Origin of the sequence: uncultured Microbacterium sp., from assembly GCF_963521695.1 — a bacterium.
Lineage (GTDB): Bacteria > Actinomycetota > Actinomycetes > Actinomycetales > Microbacteriaceae > Microbacterium.
Window position 1 is genome coordinate 1 of sequence record NZ_CAUQWC010000058.1, and the last position, 16360, is coordinate 16360.

13 protein-coding genes are annotated in these 16360 nt (G+C 69.7%); 7 read left to right on the forward strand and 6 right to left on the reverse strand.

Translation table 11 applies throughout. The features are described from left to right. Window positions 1-111 precede the first annotated feature (111 nt). Complete coding sequence (locus RWP81_RS06385; protein ID WP_314453723.1) at window positions 112-918, reverse strand: cohesin domain-containing protein; 807 nt, start codon at window positions 916-918, stop codon at window positions 112-114. A gap of 208 nt (window positions 919-1126) precedes the next feature. On the opposite strand from RWP81_RS06385, the gene RWP81_RS06390 reads away from it, so the two are divergent. From RWP81_RS06390 to RWP81_RS06400, 3 genes are all read left to right on the forward strand, one after another. Beyond that, window positions 1127-2377 carry a DUF2254 domain-containing protein gene (locus RWP81_RS06390; protein ID WP_314453726.1) on the forward strand — a complete coding sequence of 417 codons (1251 nt, stop codon included), beginning with the start codon at window positions 1127-1129 and terminating at the stop codon, window positions 2375-2377. A gap of 75 nt (window positions 2378-2452) precedes the next feature. Then, on the forward strand, window positions 2453-4426 hold the full coding sequence (locus RWP81_RS06395; RefSeq protein WP_314453728.1) for a DUF4012 domain-containing protein: 1974 nt from the start codon (window positions 2453-2455) through the stop codon (window positions 4424-4426). Window positions 4427-4727: 301 nt separating this feature from the next. Further along, window positions 4728-4886, forward strand: coding sequence for a PLDc N-terminal domain-containing protein (locus RWP81_RS06400; RefSeq protein ID WP_399540557.1), 159 nt, complete (start codon window positions 4728-4730; stop codon window positions 4884-4886). Between the two features lie 49 nt (window positions 4887-4935). Here RWP81_RS06400 and RWP81_RS06405 read toward each other — a convergent pair whose 3' ends face one another. Continuing rightward, window positions 4936-5835: an HAD family hydrolase gene (locus RWP81_RS06405; protein ID WP_314453734.1), complete on the reverse strand. Its 900-nt coding sequence runs from the start codon at window positions 5833-5835 to the stop codon at window positions 4936-4938. After that, a complete protein-coding gene (serS, locus tag RWP81_RS06410) occupies window positions 5832-7100 on the reverse strand; it encodes a serine--tRNA ligase (protein WP_314453737.1) in 1269 nt (422 codons plus the stop codon). Before serS ends, RWP81_RS06405 begins: the two co-directional genes overlap by 4 nt. 175 nt (window positions 7101-7275) lie before the next feature. On the opposite strand from serS, the gene RWP81_RS06415 reads away from it, so the two are divergent. Then, window positions 7276-8565, forward strand: a complete 1290-nt coding sequence (locus tag RWP81_RS06415; RefSeq protein ID WP_314453739.1) for a diacylglycerol kinase family protein — start codon at window positions 7276-7278, stop codon at window positions 8563-8565. A 179-nt stretch (window positions 8566-8744) separates the two neighbouring features. Next, a complete protein-coding gene (locus tag RWP81_RS06420; RefSeq protein WP_314453741.1) occupies window positions 8745-10115 on the forward strand; it encodes a deoxyribodipyrimidine photo-lyase in 1371 nt (456 codons plus the stop codon). Window positions 10116-10280: 165 nt separating this feature from the next. Here the strand turns inward: RWP81_RS06420 and RWP81_RS06425 are convergent, their stop codons facing one another. Further along, window positions 10281-10709: an Asp23/Gls24 family envelope stress response protein gene (locus tag RWP81_RS06425; RefSeq protein WP_314453744.1), complete on the reverse strand. Its 429-nt coding sequence runs from the start codon at window positions 10707-10709 to the stop codon at window positions 10281-10283. A gap of 246 nt (window positions 10710-10955) precedes the next feature. Here RWP81_RS06425 and RWP81_RS06430 point away from each other — a divergent pair, with 246 nt between their 5' ends. After that, window positions 10956-12005, forward strand: a complete 1050-nt coding sequence (locus RWP81_RS06430; RefSeq protein ID WP_314453747.1) for an LLM class flavin-dependent oxidoreductase — start codon at window positions 10956-10958, stop codon at window positions 12003-12005. Window positions 12006-12092: 87 nt separating this feature from the next. Here RWP81_RS06430 and pheA read toward each other — a convergent pair whose 3' ends face one another. Both pheA and RWP81_RS06440 read right to left on the reverse strand, forming a co-directional pair. Continuing rightward, complete coding sequence (gene pheA, locus RWP81_RS06435; protein ID WP_314453750.1) at window positions 12093-13055, reverse strand: prephenate dehydratase; 963 nt, start codon at window positions 13053-13055, stop codon at window positions 12093-12095. Between the two features lie 63 nt (window positions 13056-13118). After that, the gene (locus tag RWP81_RS06440) at window positions 13119-14528 is read right to left on the reverse strand and encodes a lipocalin-like domain-containing protein (protein ID WP_314453753.1); all 1410 of its coding nucleotides are present in this window, start codon (window positions 14526-14528) and stop codon (window positions 13119-13121) included. Window positions 14529-14754: 226 nt separating this feature from the next. Between RWP81_RS06440 and pgm the strand changes: the two genes are divergently transcribed. Then, window positions 14755-16360 (forward strand): phosphoglucomutase (alpha-D-glucose-1,6-bisphosphate-dependent) (gene pgm / locus RWP81_RS06445; RefSeq protein WP_314453756.1); only part of this gene is annotated, 1606 nt, incomplete at its 3' end.

Genomic DNA, 16360 nt, shown 5'->3' on the forward strand with positions numbered 1-16360 from the left:
CCAGCGACCCGGCCGCGACGACGCCGAGGGCGGCCGCGACGGCGAGAGCACGTCGGGCGAGGGGGGTCATGACGAATCCTTCGCGGGCCGGACCGGGCGAGGTGCGGGCGTTCATTCGCGCACCCCCTGACGGCGACGGGCGACGAGAAGAGCCCCGGCGGCGAGGAGCACGACACCGACGGCGCCGGATGTCAGCCAGGCGGCCGCGTCGACACCGGTGGTCGCGAGGTCCGATCCTCCGGGAGCGGCGGCGGCCGAACCGGTCGGCGACGGCGACGCGGATGCCGTCGGGGTGGACGTCGTGGTCGGGGTCGATGTGGGCGTCGCGGTCGATGTGGGTGCCGGCGTCGCGCTGGCGGTCGGCGCGGGTGTCGCGGTCGGCGACGGCGAGGGGGTCGCGGTGATGGAGAGCGAGGTCGACGCCCCGGAGGCGTTCGTCTTCACCTCTCCCGTCGACGAGACCAGGCGCGCGGCCGAGAGCTCGATACGCGCCGTACCGACAGCGAGCACGCGCACGGGCACGCTCGCGAGGACGATCTGGCCGGTGCTCGACAGACCGGGCGATGTGCCGAGACGCGAGTGGCTGATCGTCACCTCACCTGGCGCGGCCACGGCGGAGGTGTAGCCCCCCTCCGGTCCTGTCGGGGCGTCGCCCGTCGGCTCGAGGAGGAGATCGTCGGCGGACAGCACGAGGTCATAGGCGTACAGGTCGGTGACACCCGACCCGCGAACGGTCACGACGACGGTGTCCCCCACCGCGGCGGTCGCCGGAGCAACCTCTACGGTGAGGACGGCGGTCGGTGGGGCGGCGTGTGCCGCGGATGCGACGGCGAGCGGCCCGATGAGGGCGAGGCTCGCCACGAGGGAGGCGCCGAAACGGCGCATCCTCGATCGGCGGGCAGATGTGGTCGTGGGCATGCGCGTGCAGGGCTCCTCGGGCAGAGACGGAGACGATCGTCAGCCTCGGGGGTCTGGGCATCCGATCGACGGGGGTGTTCAGACCTTGACAGTTCAACATGTCCGACAAGTTGCGCGACATTTCGCCGACGTGTCGGGCGGGAGGACGCCCATCCCCCGGCCGTCCAGCCCTCAACCGCCAGGCATCCGTGGGGATAGCCTCGGCGGAATGGCCACATCGACGCGCAGCTCCCTGGCATCCTTCTTCCTCCGACTCGGAAGACAGGTGTGGGTGCGGGCGGCGTCGTTCACCGTGATCGCCGTGCTGGTGGTGCTGGTGGCGCGGTTCATCGGACCGCTCCTGCCGTTCTCGTTCAGCATCGATCTGGCGGGCGACGCCGTCGGCTCGATCCTGGAGATCATCGCCACCGCCATGCTCACCGTCAGCACCTTCTCGGTGACGGCCATGGTCACCGCCTTCTCGGCGGCGACCACGACCGCGACTCCCCGGTCGACACAGCTGCTGATCGCCGACCCGACGTCGCAGAACGCCGTGTCGACGTTCGTCGGCGCCTTCACGTTCTCGCTCGTCGGCATCATCGCCCTCTCCACGGGTTACTACGGCGGCCAGGGACGCACCATTCTCTTCGTCGCCACGCTCGTGATCATCGGCATCGTCGTGTTCACCCTGTTGCGGTGGATCTCCCACCTGTCGACGTTCGGCAGAATGGCCGACGTCATCGACCGCGTCGAGACGGCCGCCGGAGCCTCCCTCGAGCGGCACGCGGAATCGCCGACCTTGGGCGCGCGCCCCGCCGTCGCCGTCCCCCCGGTCACCGCCGCGGTGCACGCCGAAGACGTGGGGTACGTCACGCACATCGACGTCGCCGGGCTCGACCATCTGACGCACCGGCACGACATCGACATCCACGTTCGGGCGACCCCCGGACGTATCACCGACGCCCGGTTGCCCCTGGCTGAGGTCGTCGGCGACGTCGACCAAGACGTCGTGGCCGGTGTCCGGCGTGCGTTCCGCGTCGAGAACCATCGCACGTACGAGCAGGATCCCCGGTTCGGTGTGATCGCCCTGAGCGAGATCGGCAGCCGCGCGCTGTCCCCTTCGACGAACGACCCCGGCACCGCGATCGAGGTACTCGCCGCTCTTCAGCGCGTCCTGACGAGGGCGTTGCGCGTAGACGCCCGCCCCGAGGTGGAGTACGAGCGGGTGTACGTCGCCGCGCCCCGCCTGTCCGACCTTCTCGACGATGGATTCCGCCCTCTCGCACGCGATGGGGCCACGATGATCGAGGTGCAGATACGGCTACAGAAATGCCTCGCCTCCCTCGCGGCGACCGACCCCGCTCGCGCCGGGGCGTTCCAGGACGCCGCGCGCGCGGCATACGAGCGCAGCCGGCGCGAGCTCGACCGGCCCGACGGGCGGACGCGGCGCGCGGCGGTGCGCGAGGCGTGGGGGCACTGAGAGGGTCTGTCGGAGTTCACCGACACGTTCACCGGTTATGAGCGGCAGGTCATGTGATCCCCGTATCCTCGGGCCGTGATCTCGGAGTCGTCGCCCGCCACCCGTTCCGCCACCCGCGGTCGCCGGCGTATCGTCGCAGACCCCCTGACACCCCGGCAGCCTCTCGCGCGCCACGCCTCCGCCGAGACGGCGGCGCAGAAGCGGCGCCGCCGGGCATCCATCGTGCTGCCGGCCATCGGCGGTCCCCTCCTGGTCGTCGCGATCGTCGCGCTCGCGACCGCGGGGATCTTCGCGTGGCAGGTGACCCAGGTGCGCGACGACCTCGAGGCGGCGATGGAGCAGTCGTCGCTGCTCGTCGGCGCTGCCGCGCGCGGCGACGTCGATGGGATCGAGCAATCCGGCAACGACATCGTCGCCCGGGCGCAGCGCGCCCACGAGACGACGGAGGGACCGCTGTGGGACCTCGCCGCGCAGGTCCCGGCGGCCCGGAACAACGTGCTCGCGGTGCGCTCCGTCACCGACATCGCCTACACACTCACCTCGCAGACGCTGCCTCCCGTCCTGGACATGATGTCGGCGTCGAGCGAGGGCACCGACGCACAGGCGATCAATCTGAAGCCGTTCCTCAACGCCGGCACCGTCATCCCCACGGTGCTGGCCTCGTTCGACGAGGCGACGCGCATCGCCGCGGCGATGGACCGGACCGACGTCGTCCCGCAGATCTCGGAACCCGTGGACGAACTCGTGGGCCTCATCACGCAGGCCACCCCGATCCTGCAGACCGTCGAGCAGCACCTGCCCGCGCTCCTCCACGCCGCCGGTGCCGACCGGCCGATGCTGTACCAACTGATGATCCAGACCCCCGCCGAGATCCGCGCGACCGGCGGCGGGGTCGCGCAGTGGCTGGTGCTGCAGGTCGACGGCGGCAGAGTCGACCTCCTCAGTCAGGACACGGGCACGGAACTGATGTACGTGGACCTGCCCGCCCGGGGTTTCGACACGGAGAACGGCTCGCTCCTCCGACTCGCCGACGAGACGCGCGAGCTCTACCCCGCGGAGCTGACCAACTGGTCGTCGAACTTCAACATGAGCCCGCACTTCCCGACCGCGGTCGAACTCTTCCAGACCACTCGTGAATGGACCGAGAAACCACGCTTCGACGGTGTCATCTCCATCGACCCCATCGTGCTCGCACACCTGCTCGAGGCCACCGGCCCCCTGACGCTCGCCTCGGGCGAAGTCGTCGATTCCGGCAAAGCGGCATCCGTCCTGATGAGCGAACCGTACGAACGCTTCGGCATGGACAATGCCGCGATGGACGCGTACTTCAACGAGGTCAGCGCCGGGATGTTCGCCAAGCTCACCAGCAGCCGGGGGGACATCGGCGCGATGTGGTCGCAGGTCGTGCGCAGCGCGGAGGAGGGACGCATCCTCGCCTGGTTCGACGATGCCTCGCTCCAAGACCTCGCCCACCAGTACGGCCTCGACGGGACGCTGCGCGAGGACAACGCCGAAGCCACCCAGCTCGGGATCTATTTCAACGACTACTCCATCGGAAAGCTCGAGTACCACCTCACCTTCTCGCAGCGAGCCACCTGCGATGCCGACCGTCGCACGATGACGGTCTCGATGGATCTGCAGAGCACGATCACGGATGCCATCATGAGTGGCTACACCCTGGGCCTGCGCAACATCGAGCGCGGAATCGACCAGAGGACGATGATGCTCGACGTGCTGTTCTTCGCCCCACCCGGGGGTGAGATCCTGTCGACCACGCCCGAGATCGGCGACTGGTGGGACCCGCGATTCCACGACCGCTCCGGGTCCGACCACGACAACCCCGCCGAGAGTCGGACGCTGCTGCTCGCCGAGGGGGAAGCGCGCACTGTGTCCTACACGGTCCAGTTGCCCGAGGGCGACCTCGGTCCCCTCGAGCTACGACACACCCCGGGCGCGCACGACACCCCCGTCACGATCGACGCGAACTGCGCTCCCCTATTCGGGAGCCCGGAGGGGTCGGACAACCTCCGGTTGTCGACGATCGGCTGAGATCGACGTGGCCGCCCTGGCGGACGGGGGCGCGAAGTCGCGTCCGACGAGTGCGGCAGATGCCCGAAGCGGAGCGCCCGAGGGGCCCTGTCCACCACCCGTCTGGGCGAAGGGTACGACCGGACTATCGATCTGCCCAGGACAGGTGCCGCACCCTGGACGCGCACCGAGGACCGGCGTAGACCGAGAACATCACCCCCACGACCCGCCGGGCCGTCTGAGATGAGGAGGTCATCATGCTCGTCACCCCCTGTCAGCGCAGATCGTTCTGGCCGTCTTCGCGCTCGTCTACGCGGCATCCATCTTCGCCACCGTCGTCGCCGTGCGGGACCGGTACTCCGCGCCCGGTCTCAAGGCCACATGGGCGGTCGCGCTGCTGCTGCTGCCGCCGGTCGGGCTCGTGGCGTGGGAGGCGTCACGCGTCGTCGAGCACCGTGCGGCTCGTCTCGCGCACGTGTAGCGCGGCCACCCCTTCCGGCGCGCTCAAAGCCTGATGCGTACGTGGTGGATCAGAGCGAGCGGAGCGCCGCGGCCACTCCGCCCTCGCTGACCGACAGGCCCACTTCGCCTGCTGCGGCGTGCACCTCGGGCGGACCCTGGTGCATCGCGATGGCGCGGCCGCCGTTGCGAACCGCCCACCGCATCATCTCGATGTCGTTGCGGCCGTCGCCCATTACGAGCACGCGGTCGGGCTCGATGCCGAGCCACGCGCGTACGCGTTCGAGCGCCGTCGATTTGTCGACGCCCTGCGGGGCGATGTCGAGCCACGCCGTCCAGCCGATCGCGTACGACACCTGGCTGAGGCCGATGCGCTCGACGAGCTGCAGGAAGTCCTGGTCGGTCTGCTCAGGAGCGACCACCACGACACGGCAGACCGGCTGATCCGACAGACGCTCGAACGGCACCCTGTTGGCGCCGACGAGATTCCAGTCGTCGAGATAGTCGGTGAACAGCCGCGTGCCGTCGGGCAGCTCGACCAGGAAGTGCGCGCCACCGAGGTGCTCCCCCAGCAGAGCGAGAACCTCGGTGGGGTCGAAGGTCTCGACGTGCGTGCGCTCGTACGTCGCCGCGTGTTCGTCGCCCACCCGGCGCATCACGACCGCCCCGTTCGAGCACACTGCGTATTCGGGACGGATACCGAGACGATCCATGATCGTGTGGGTGCTGTCCCAGCTGCGGCCGGTGGCCAGCATGACCTCGTGCCCGGCCGCGGCGGCGTCTTTCACTGCGTCAACGACCCCGGGACTGAGAGTGTCGTCTTCGAGCAGCACGGTGCCGTCGATGTCGAGCGCGATCAACATGCGCCCGGCGGGCGCGTCGTCGGCGAGGGAAGCGACGACGTCGGCCGCCTCCTGCCGCGGCGCGCTCTCGACGGCGCCGGTGTCGGGGAGAGCCGCCTCGTGGCTCACGCGACCGGCTCCATGACCTCGAGTCCACCCAGGTACGGCCGCAACACCTCGGGCACCATGACCGACCCGTCCACGCGCTGGTGCGTCTCGAGCAGGGCGACGATCCAGCGGGTCGTCGCGAGCGTGCCGTTCAAGGTCGCGACGGGCTGGGTCTTGCCCCCACCCTCGGGCCGGAACCGGGTCTCGAGACGACGCGCCTGATAGGTCGTGCAGTTCGACGTGCTGGTGAGTTCGCGGTAGGCGTCTTGCGTGGGCACCCACGCCTCGATGTCGAACTTGCGAGCGGCGCTGGAGCCCAGATCGCCGGCCGCGACGTCGATCACGCGGTAGGCGAGGCCGAGGTCTTGCAGCATGGCCTCTTGCATCGCGACGAGGCGGTCGTGCTCGGCCTCGGCCTCGGCTGGATCGATATAGACGAACATCTCGAGCTTGTTGAACTGGTGCACCCGAATGATGCCGCGAGTGTCTTTTCCGTAAGAGCCGGCCTCGCTGCGGTAGCACGTGGACCACCCGGCGTAGCGCTTCGGCCCCCGCTCGAAGTCGAGGATCTCGTCCATGTGGTAACCGGCGAGCGGGACCTCGCTCGTGCCCACCAGATAGAGGTCTTCCTTCGGAAGGTGGTACACCTCGTCGGCGTGCTGGCCGAGGAAGCCGGTGCCGCGCATGACCTCGGGACGCACGAGCGTCGGGGGGATCATCGGGGTGAATCCGGCCTGCAAGGCCCGGTCGAGCGCGAGGGTCATGAGCGCGAGCTCGAGGCGCGCGCCGATGCCGGTGAGGAAATAGAAGCGACTCCCCGACACCTTGGTGCCACGCTCCATGTCGATCGCGCCCAGCTTCTCGCCGAGGGCGAGATGATCGAGCGGCTCGAAGTCGTACGCGGGGATCTCGCCGTGGGTGCGGAGGGTGACGAAGTTCTCTTCGCCGCCGGCGGGCACGCCCTCGACGATGATGTTCTCGATCCTCGCCAGCGCCGCATCCGCGGCGGCTTCGGCCTCGCCCACGGTGTGCTGCGCCGACTTGACCTGCTCGCTCAGCTGCTTCGCCTCGGCCACGAGGGCGGCCTTCTCTTCTTTCGGCGCTTGCGCGACGCGCTTGCCGTGCGCGTTCTGCGCGGCACGGAGCTCTTCGAAGTCCGTGATGGCCTTGCGGCGACGGCGATCGGCGTCGAGCGCATCGTCGACCGACGCGGGCGATTCCCCACGGGCGATCTGGGAGCGCTTCACGAGCTCGGGATCTTCACGCAGCAGAGTCAGGTCGATCACGCGTCCATACTATGGTCGGCATCCGACATCGCTTCGTCGGGCGGAGCCGCCACCCATCGGACGCAGCCGCGGAACGACGGCCCCGTCCGCGCGGCGCATGTCGCTCCGGCATCCCCCCGTCAAGCCCGCCCGCTCGGCCGATCGTGCCAGTGGTGCCGGTCCTATGGTGGATGCCATGGCCGCCCCTGACGAGCCGCGTGACGACGCGGAGTCCCCCTCATCCATCCCCGCCGACGCTCCCGCCGAGGTGAAGGCGGATGCCGCTGCGGCCGAAGGTTCGAGCGACGACTTCCACGCCGCTCGACTCGGTGACGACGTCGACGACCACCCCCGTAAGGACGCTCCCGATCCCAAGGACGCGGCCGAGCCCGACGACGTCATCCACCAGCCCGAAGATGTGGCGCCAGACACCTCGGACGAGAGCTCCGGCGAGGCCCAGCGCGTCTCGGCGGACGGCGACGAGGCACCCATCGACGCCGAGTCCACCACGAAGAAGCGCGCCGCGCTGATCTACAACCCCACCAAGGTCGAGCCTGAGCAGCTGCGTGCGCGCGTGGCCGAGATGGCCGCCGCGGCGGGCTGGGCCGAGCCTCTGTTCTACGAGACGACCGTCGACGACCTCGGCGACGACTCGACGCGCGCCGCCCTCGAAGAGAAAGTGGATGCCGTTGTCGTAGCCGGCGGCGACGGCACGGTTCGCGCAGTGGCCGAGGCGCTGACCTCCTCGGGCGTCCCCCTCACGATCGTGCCGAGCGGCACCGGGAACCTTCTCGCCCGCAACCTGAACCTTCCGCTGAGCGACACCGACGCGATGATCCGCGCCACCTTCGACGGCGACATCCTCCCCATCGACACCGGACTCGCCCGCATCCGTCGGGCCGACGGCGAGATCGAGGAGCACGGGTTCTCGGTCATGGCCGGCATCGGCCTGGACGCCGCGATGATCCAGAACACGCGTGACGACCTGAAGAAGCAGGTCGGCTGGGTCGCGTACGTCGACGGAGCAGCGCGGTCGCTCGTCTCGGCGAAGCCCTTCCGCGTCATGTACCAGCTCAACGGACACCGCCTGCACTCGGCGAAGGTGCAGAGCGTGCTGTTCGCGAACTGCGGCGCCCTGCAGGGCGGCGTGGCGCTGATCCCCGACGCCTCCGTCGCCGACGGCCGACTCGACGTGGCCATCCTCCAGCCGAGCGGCGTGCTGGGCTGGTTGGGTGTCTGGCGGAGCATCGTCTGGGACAACTCCGTCCTGCGCAAGTTCCGCGCGGGGCGCCGCGTGCTCGAACGCCGCAAGGACACCTCTGTGCGCTACCTGCGCGGCACGGGCATCGAGTTGGCGACGTCTCCCGCGCAGCCGATCGAGCTGGACGGCGACGAGTTCGGCGAGGCGACACGCATCTACACGCGCATCATCGCCGGAGGTCTCTCCGTGGCGCTGCCCAAGGGGCACGACGTCTCGACGCTCTGACCTGCGCGACCCCTCGTCGAGAACGCACGCGCTCGTCGGGGACGCAGGCGTTCGACGCCCGGCGGGTGCGGGCTCGACGAACGTGTGCGGTTTCGCCGGGCGCGGGCGGGCCGAGGCGGGCGCTGGCGGGTGGGTGTCAAGCCCGGAGGCGCGGATGCCGCGGCGGATAGCGTCGAGGGATGCCATCGCCCTCGATCGTGTGGTTCCGTGACGATCTCCGTCTCACCGACAATCCGGCCCTGCGCGCGGCGCTCGACCGCGACGAACCGATCGTGGCGCTGTACGTGCTGGACGAGGAATCCGACGGGGTGCGCCTGATCGGTGGGGCGGCGCGGTGGTGGCTGCACGGGTCTCTGGCATCCCTCGCCGCACGCCTCGATGAACGGGGCTCCACGCTCGTGCTGCGCCGAGGCAAGGCGTCCGAGGTGGTGGCCGCCGTGGCCGACGAGGTCGATGCCGGCGCCGTGTTCTGGAACCGACGTTACGGCGGGGTCGAGCGCGAGATCGACGCGGGGCTCAAGGAGAATCTGCGGAACGACGGCCGGACCGTCGCGTCGTTCGCCGCCAACCTGCTCTACGAGCCGTGGACCGTGCGGACGCAGACCGGCAACCCGTACGGCGTCTACAGCCCCTTCGCCCGCGCCGTGCAGAAGCTTCCCGCGCCGCGACCGCCCCTGCCGGAAGCGCGGAAGATTCCCGGCTTCGACGGCCGCGTCGACGGCGACGACCTCGGCGCGTGGGACCTGCTGCCGACGAAGCCCGACTGGGCCGGAGGCCTGCGGGAGACGTGGGAGCCGGGCGAACCCGCGGCCAAGGCGCGCCTGAAGGAATTCCTCGACGACGACCTCGGCGACTACTCGACCTATCGCGACGAGTTCGCGGGCGGCGCGACCTCGAATCTCTCGCCGCGGCTGCGATGGGGCGAGCTCAGCCCGTACCAGGTCTGGCACGACACCCTCCAGCACAAGGGATCGGGAGAGCACGCGAAGAGCGCAGGAGGGTTCCTCTCCGAGCTCGTCTGGCGGGAGTTCGCGTGGCACGTGACCTACCACTCCCCCGACATCGCGACCGCGAACTGGCGACGCAACTTCGACGCCTTCCCCTGGCCGGATTTGAACCGCGCGCACCTGGAGACGTGGCAGCAGGGCAAGACCGGCGTCGCCGTGGTGGATGCCGGGATGCGTCAGCTCTGGCACACCGGCGTCATGCACAACCGGGTGCGCATGGTCACGGCATCCTTCCTCATCAAGAACCTGCTCATCGACTGGCGCCACGGCGAGCAGTGGTTCTGGGATTGCCTGGTGGACGCGGATGCCGCGAGCAACCCGTTCAACTGGCAGTGGGTCGCGGGGTCCGGCGCGGACGCCGCCCCGTACTTCCGCGTGTTCAATCCGGAGACGCAGCGCAAGAAGTTCGACTCGCACGACCGGTACGTGCGCGAGTGGGCACCCGAGTACCTCGGTGAGAACCCGCCGGAGCCGATGGTGGACCTCGGCGAGACGCGCAAGCGCGCGCTCGACGCCTACGCACAGGTGCGTCACGGCGGCTGAGCGCCGTCTTCCGCACGTTGCGGCAGGGCCGTTGTCGCGCCGCGGAGTCGAGCGCCGCAGTACGCGCACCGGGCTGATCGTCACCGCGAGGTCCGCCGAGCGCCGCGGCACCCGGACACGCGAGAGGGGCGCCACCTCTCGGTGACGCCCCTCTCGGAACGGATGTCAGTTGACGCGGTTGTCTTCGACCGTGTCCTCGTCGTCGTCGTCGCCGGGGATGAAGACGTCGACCACGGTCACGTTGATCTCGGCGACCTTCATGCCCACGAGCTCGGTGATGGCCTGGTGAACGGCTGCGCGGACGTTCGATGCGACACGCTGCAGCTGCTCGGGGTAGTCGACCTGGATGGAGATGTCGGCGGCGACCTCGGTCTCGCCCACCTCGACGCTCACGCCCTGCGCGTGGTCCTTCGCACCGACGGCCTGGCGGATGTTGCCGATGACGCGAGCGGCGCCGCCACCGAGGGCGTGGACGCCGGGAACCTCAGCCGCGGCGATGCCGGCGACCTTGGCGACGACGGCGTCGACGATGACGGTCGAGCCGCCGTCCTTCGTGGAGGTGGTGGGGGTGGCGGTGGTGGTGTTCTCGGCCATGTTCGCTTCCTTCCGTCGTACCGGGACCGTGTGTCCCGCGATGTCATAGGTAAGACGCACGCGGAACACGGTTCGTCACGGCTTTTTCCTGGGAGGAAGCTGGGTGTCTCGTCACCGTCGGAGCGGAGTGTCGGCCCGCGGCGCGCGACGCCCGTGTCCCGGTGCAGGGGGGGGTGCGCGGGGCCTGCGGGCCGGGACGGAGGGGCCCGCAGGAATACCACCCGCGACCCGGACGTTCCTGACGAGGTGAACGACGCGATCCCCACCCTCTCCGTTCTCGACCTCGTGCCCGTGCGCCACGGGCAGACCAGTGTGCAGGCGGTGAGTGCGGCCCTCGATCTCGTCGAGCGCGCCGACCGCCTCGGATACCGCCGCTACTGGTTCGCCGAGCACCACAACATGCCGTCCGTGGCATCCACCTCTCCCCCGGTCTTGATCGCCGCGGCCGCCGCGCGCACTTCGCGCATCCGCGTCGGCTCGGGTGGGGTCATGCTGCCGAACCACTCGCCGCTGATCGTCGCGGAGCAGTTCGCCGCGCTCGAGGCCCTCGCTCCGGGGCGGATCGACCTCGGAATCGGCCGCGCGCCCGGCAGCGACCCCGTGATCACGCAGCTGCTGAACCGGTCGGGCACCACGAGCGACGTTTCGCGATTCGCCGACCACGTGACCGACATCATGGCGCTCACCTCGCCCGAGGGCGCGACCGTGCGGTTCACCTCCGGCACCGAGTACCAGGTGAAGGCGACGCCCTCGGCATCCGGGATGCCGCAGGTGTGGCTGCTCGGATCAAGCGATTACTCCGCGCAGCTCGCCGCGAGCTTCGGCCTGCCGTACGTTTTCGCCAACCACTTCTCCGGCGAGGGGCTCGAGCACGCGCTGCGGCTGTACCGCGACCAGTTCGTTCCCAATGACTCGGGCGAGGGCCCGCGCACGTTCGTCACCGCGAACGTCGTCGCCGCCCCGACCGCGGAAGAGGCCGAAGAACGGGCTCTACCGCAGCTGCGCATGATGGCGCGCCTGCGCACGAACCGCCCGATGGTGCCGCTGGAGACGATCGAGCAGGCTCAGGCCGAGCCGTTCGACGCGATGGCCGACTCGCTGATGGCCTCGACGCGCAGCAAGTGGTTCGTCGGGACGGGCGACGACGTGCAGGGTCAGCTCGCCGCCTTCGCCGCGCAGCACGGCGTCGACGAGATCATGGTGTCGCCGGTTGCCGGGGCGTACGACGGCGAGGGCTCCGAGGGTCGGGTGCAGACGCTCGAGCTGATCGCGGCTCCGGCTACCGTCGCGGCCTGACGCTCACGGAGGGGCCCCCGGTCCCTTCGACAGGCTGAGGGACCTCGCGTCGACAGGATCGGGGACCTTGCGCGGGACGAAGCCGAGTCAGGCCTCGGGCTCGCCGCTCAGGAGTCCCCACAGCCAGTCGCGCGCCTCGACGAACACGTCGTCGCTGTAGCGCTGGGGGTAGCGCACGATCGCGCGGTCTGCGCGGGCGTACGACCCCAGGAAGATGACTTTCGGGCTGAACCGACGAAGGCCCAGCAGCGCGTCTGCCATGCGCTCGTCGAGAACGTGACCATCGGCGTCGATGACGAAGCGGTACCGGCCGAGGGCGTCGCCGATGGGGCGGGATGCCAGCAGGCTCAGGTTGATGCCCCGCGTGGCGAACTGCTCCAGCAGTTCCAAGAGGGCGCCCGGGTGGTCCTCGGGCAGCTCAACGATGAGCGAGGTCTTGTCGGCGCCGGTCGGGGGCGCGGGCGCCACGGTGCGGCTCACGAGCACGAAGCGCGTCACCGCGTTGGGGTTGTCGCCGATGTTCTCGGCCAGCACCGTGAGGTCGTGATGGGCGACGATGCCGGGGGCGGCGATCGCGGCATCCGCGGCGCTCGTGCCGTCGAGCACGCCCAGCGCGCTGGCGACGTTGCTCTCGGCGGGCAGATGAGCGTGGGCGGGGACGTTCTCGCTCAGCCAGCCGAGGCACTGCCCGTAGGCGACGGGGTGCGCGGCGACGAGGGAGACATCGGCGAGCGTCGCTCCGGGGCGGCCCACCAGCACGAAGTTCACCGGTACGAGGTACTCGCCGACGATGCGCAGACCCGGAACCGTGGCCAAGGCGTCCTGCGCCGTCGAGACGCCACCGTCGACGGAGTTCTCGATCGCGATCATCGCGGCATCCGACCGCCCTTCGACGACGTCGGCGAGCGCCTCGCCAACGTTTCGCACGGGCCGCCAGATCTGATCACGGGCCTCGGGCACCTGGGCGAGCGCGGCCTCGGTGAAGGTTCCCGCCGGTCCCAGGTAGCTGTAGGTACGGCGGGCGGGCGGGTGTTCCGTTTCGGGCAGCACCGGCTCAGCCTAGTGCGCCGGGACCCGGACGCCGCCGCCCTCCCGGCGATGTCGACGGAGCACTCAGAAGGCTTGCTCGATCCACGCGTCTCCCGAGACGCGCTCGCCGAGGAAGGTGCCCGTCGGTTCGGCGGTGCCCTCGTAGATCGGGGCGCCGCTGGCGGAGAACTCCTGGTCCTGAAGCCGCGTCGACACGAGGATGTCGGCGTCGAACGACGGGATCTCCACGCGGAATCGTTGCGCGTAGCTGTTGCCCGTCGAGGGGCTCGTCCACAACTCGCCGACCGGGGTGATGGTACTGGCGACGTAGAAGGTCTCGCCGTCCGGGTCCTGGATCGTCGCGAACGCGTCGACCGAGACGTCGATCTCGGGCTTGTAGCCCTCCCCGATCATGCCGGCCGTCGACATGGTGTACCCGTTGTCGAGCTGGATGTCCTGCAGCAGCCACCGCACGCGGGTGTCCGCCGAGTTGCCGCCGAAGTATCCGTACTCGTGGTCCATCCAGGTCGTGCCGGTGACGGCGTGCGTCTCGCCCCCGAAACGGACGGTGCCGGATGCCTTCAGCCGGGTGAACGAGAAGTAGTAGTTGTCCTTCTGCAGGCTCTGCGTCTTCGCGCTCGGTTCCACGCCCGTGCCGAAGATGAACATCGGCCGGCCCTGCTGCGACAGCGTCAGGTCGAACTCGACCTCGTCGAGTGTCTTGGCATCCTGGAGGATCGCCCTCACCGAGATGTCGCGCGTCGGATCCGCCTGGGGTGCCGTCATGACGACGGAATGGCGTACAGCCACGGCGGCAGCTCCCGAGCCCCCGCCGCCGACGAGGGTCACGGTCGGTGTCGTCGTGTATCCCGAACCCGGTCTGAGCAGGATGATCTGGGTCACTCCGCCCTTGTCGTCGAGGATGGCGATGGCGGAGGCCCCGGTCCCATCACCCTCGAAGTGGACGGACGGTGCCTCGGTGTAGCCGGAGCCCGTGTCGGTGACGCTGAACCCGCCGACGAGCCACTCAGGATCGCCCAGTCGCGCGTACCACTGCTTCGACGGGTCGCCCTCGGCCCAGGTGTCGACGTCGAACACCCCGAACGGCTTGGGGCCGTATACCTGCGTGCGCTCGTAGTGTCGGCCTCCCTGAACGTCGCTGAGCGAGATCTGCGACATCCCGAAATGCTGGCCGTTGAAGGACGCGGCGTTGATGTCGAAGCCGAACACGCGGTCGCCGGCCCGGAGGGTCCCGATGTGCCACCACCATTCGGTGGGCGCACCGGCGTGCCGGTACATGTCCTTCGGCAGGCTCAGCACGACGTTCTGCTCGGGCACCGGGGCCGGCTTGGTCGTCCCCCGCCAGAGCGGATTGTCGGGAACGGGGACCGACGGCGCGGTCACGGCGCTGGGCTTCTTCTTCACGATCGCCGCGATCGCCGCCACGACAAGTCCGATCCCGACCAAGCGGGTCCTCCACGACACACGTCCCATGGTCGGAGTGTAGTGACGGCGGGTGTCGAGCGGGGTGCTGGTTCGCCGCGGCTCGCTCCGGCCGGCGGAGGAGATTCGGCGAGCGGAGGACCCCGCGGCCGAATCCATCCTCCGCCCACGGAATGTCCTCCGCTCCCGCGGGCGCCAGCCCCGCACCGAGCGACGGATTCGCGCAGAATACGACGCGGCGTATGCGCATGTCGTATGCAGCGGGCAGACTGGGCGCATGAGCAGTCGCGCAGGGCAGCCCGCAGAGGCATCCGATCTCATCGACATCGACGAACTGATCTCGGCGTACTACGACCGCAAACCGGATGCCGCGGTGCCCGAGCAGCGCGTCGCGTTCGGTACCAGCGGTCACCGAGGGTCGTCGCTGAGCACGAGCTTCAACGAGGACCACATCCTCGCCACGACGCAGGCCATCGTCGACTATCGCGCCGCGCAGGGGATCACGGGACCGCTCTTCCTCGGTCGCGACACCCACGGTCTGTCGCTGCCCGCAGAGCGCAGCGCCGTCGAGGTGCTGGTCGCGAACGGCGTCGACGTGCGCGTCGACTCCCGCGACGCCTGGGTGCCGACGCCGGCGCTCAGTCACGCCATCCTGACCTACAACAAGGGGCGCTCGATCGACGACGCCGGTCGCGCCGACGGCATCGTCGTCACCCCCTCTCACAATCCGCCGCGCGACGGCGGATTCAAGTACAACCCGCCGCACGGTGGACCCGCCGACACCGACGCGACCGGCTGGATCGCCGACCGCGCGAACGAGCTCATCGCCGCCGGCCTCGCGGGAGTGAATCGCACACCGCAGACCGAGATCGACCTCGAGAGCCTCGGCCAGTACGACTTCCGCGACGCGTACGTGCGCGACCTGGCATCCATCATCGACGTGGATGCCATCAAGAGCGCGGGCGTGCGCATCGGCGCCGACCCGCTGGGCGGAGCGTCGGTGGAGTACTGGGCGCTCATCGCCGAGGTGTACGGCCTCGATCTGACGGTCGTGAACCCCGAGGTCGACCCGACATGGAAGTTCATGACGCTCGACTGGGATGAGAAGATCCGCATGGATCCCTCCTCGCCCTCGGCCATGGCCTCGCTGGTCGCCGCGCGCGACGAGTACGACATCCTCACCGGCAACGACGCCGACGCCGACCGCCACGGCATCGTCACCCCCGACGCGGGGCTGATGAACCCCAACCATTACCTCGCCGTCGCGATCGACTACCTGTTCTCTCACCGCGAGGGATGGCCGACGAATGCCGCGATCGGCAAGACCCTCGTGTCGTCGATGATCATCGACCGCGTCGCCGCGTCGCTCGGCAAGACGCTGCTAGAGGTTCCGGTCGGCTTCAAGTGGTTCGTGCCGGGTCTCCTCGACGGCTCGGTCGCGTTCGGTGGCGAGGAGTCCGCCGGTGCGTCGTTCCTGCGCAAGGACGGCTCGGTCTGGACCACCGACAAAGATGGCATCCTGCTCTGTCTGCTCGCGGCCGAGATCCTCGCCGTCACCGGCAAGACGCCCTCGCAGCGCTACGCGGAGCTCGAGGCGGAGTTCGGCGCCTCGGCCTATCAGCGCGTCGACGCGGCGGCCACGCCCGCGCAGAAGTCGGCTCTGTCGAAGCTGTCTCCGGATGCCGTCTCGGCCACCGAGCTCGCGGGTGAGACGATCACGGCCAAGCTGTCGCACGCGCCCGGCAACGGCGCTGCGATCGGCGGCCTGAAGGTGCAGACCGAGTCGGCCTGGTTCGCCGCCCGCCCCTCGGGCACCGAAGACGTGTACAAGCTGTACGCCGAGTCGCTGCGCGGCGAGGAGCACCTGCGCGAGGTGCAGGAAG

Coding starts and splice junctions, on each gene's coding strand:
- RWP81_RS06385 (WP_314453723.1), bottom strand. CDS start 918: ATGCCCACGACCACATCTGCCCGCCGATCGAGGATGCGCCGTTTCGGC.
- RWP81_RS06390 (WP_314453726.1), top strand. CDS start 1,127: ATGGCCACATCGACGCGCAGCTCCCTGGCATCCTTCTTCCTCCGACTC.
- RWP81_RS06415 (WP_314453739.1), top strand. CDS start 7,276: ATGGCCGCCCCTGACGAGCCGCGTGACGACGCGGAGTCCCCCTCATCC.
- RWP81_RS06420 (WP_314453741.1), top strand. CDS start 8,745: ATGCCATCGCCCTCGATCGTGTGGTTCCGTGACGATCTCCGTCTCACC.
- RWP81_RS06425 (WP_314453744.1), bottom strand. CDS start 10,709: ATGGCCGAGAACACCACCACCGCCACCCCCACCACCTCCACGAAGGAC.
- RWP81_RS06440 (WP_314453753.1), bottom strand. CDS start 14,528: ATGGGACGTGTGTCGTGGAGGACCCGCTTGGTCGGGATCGGACTTGTC.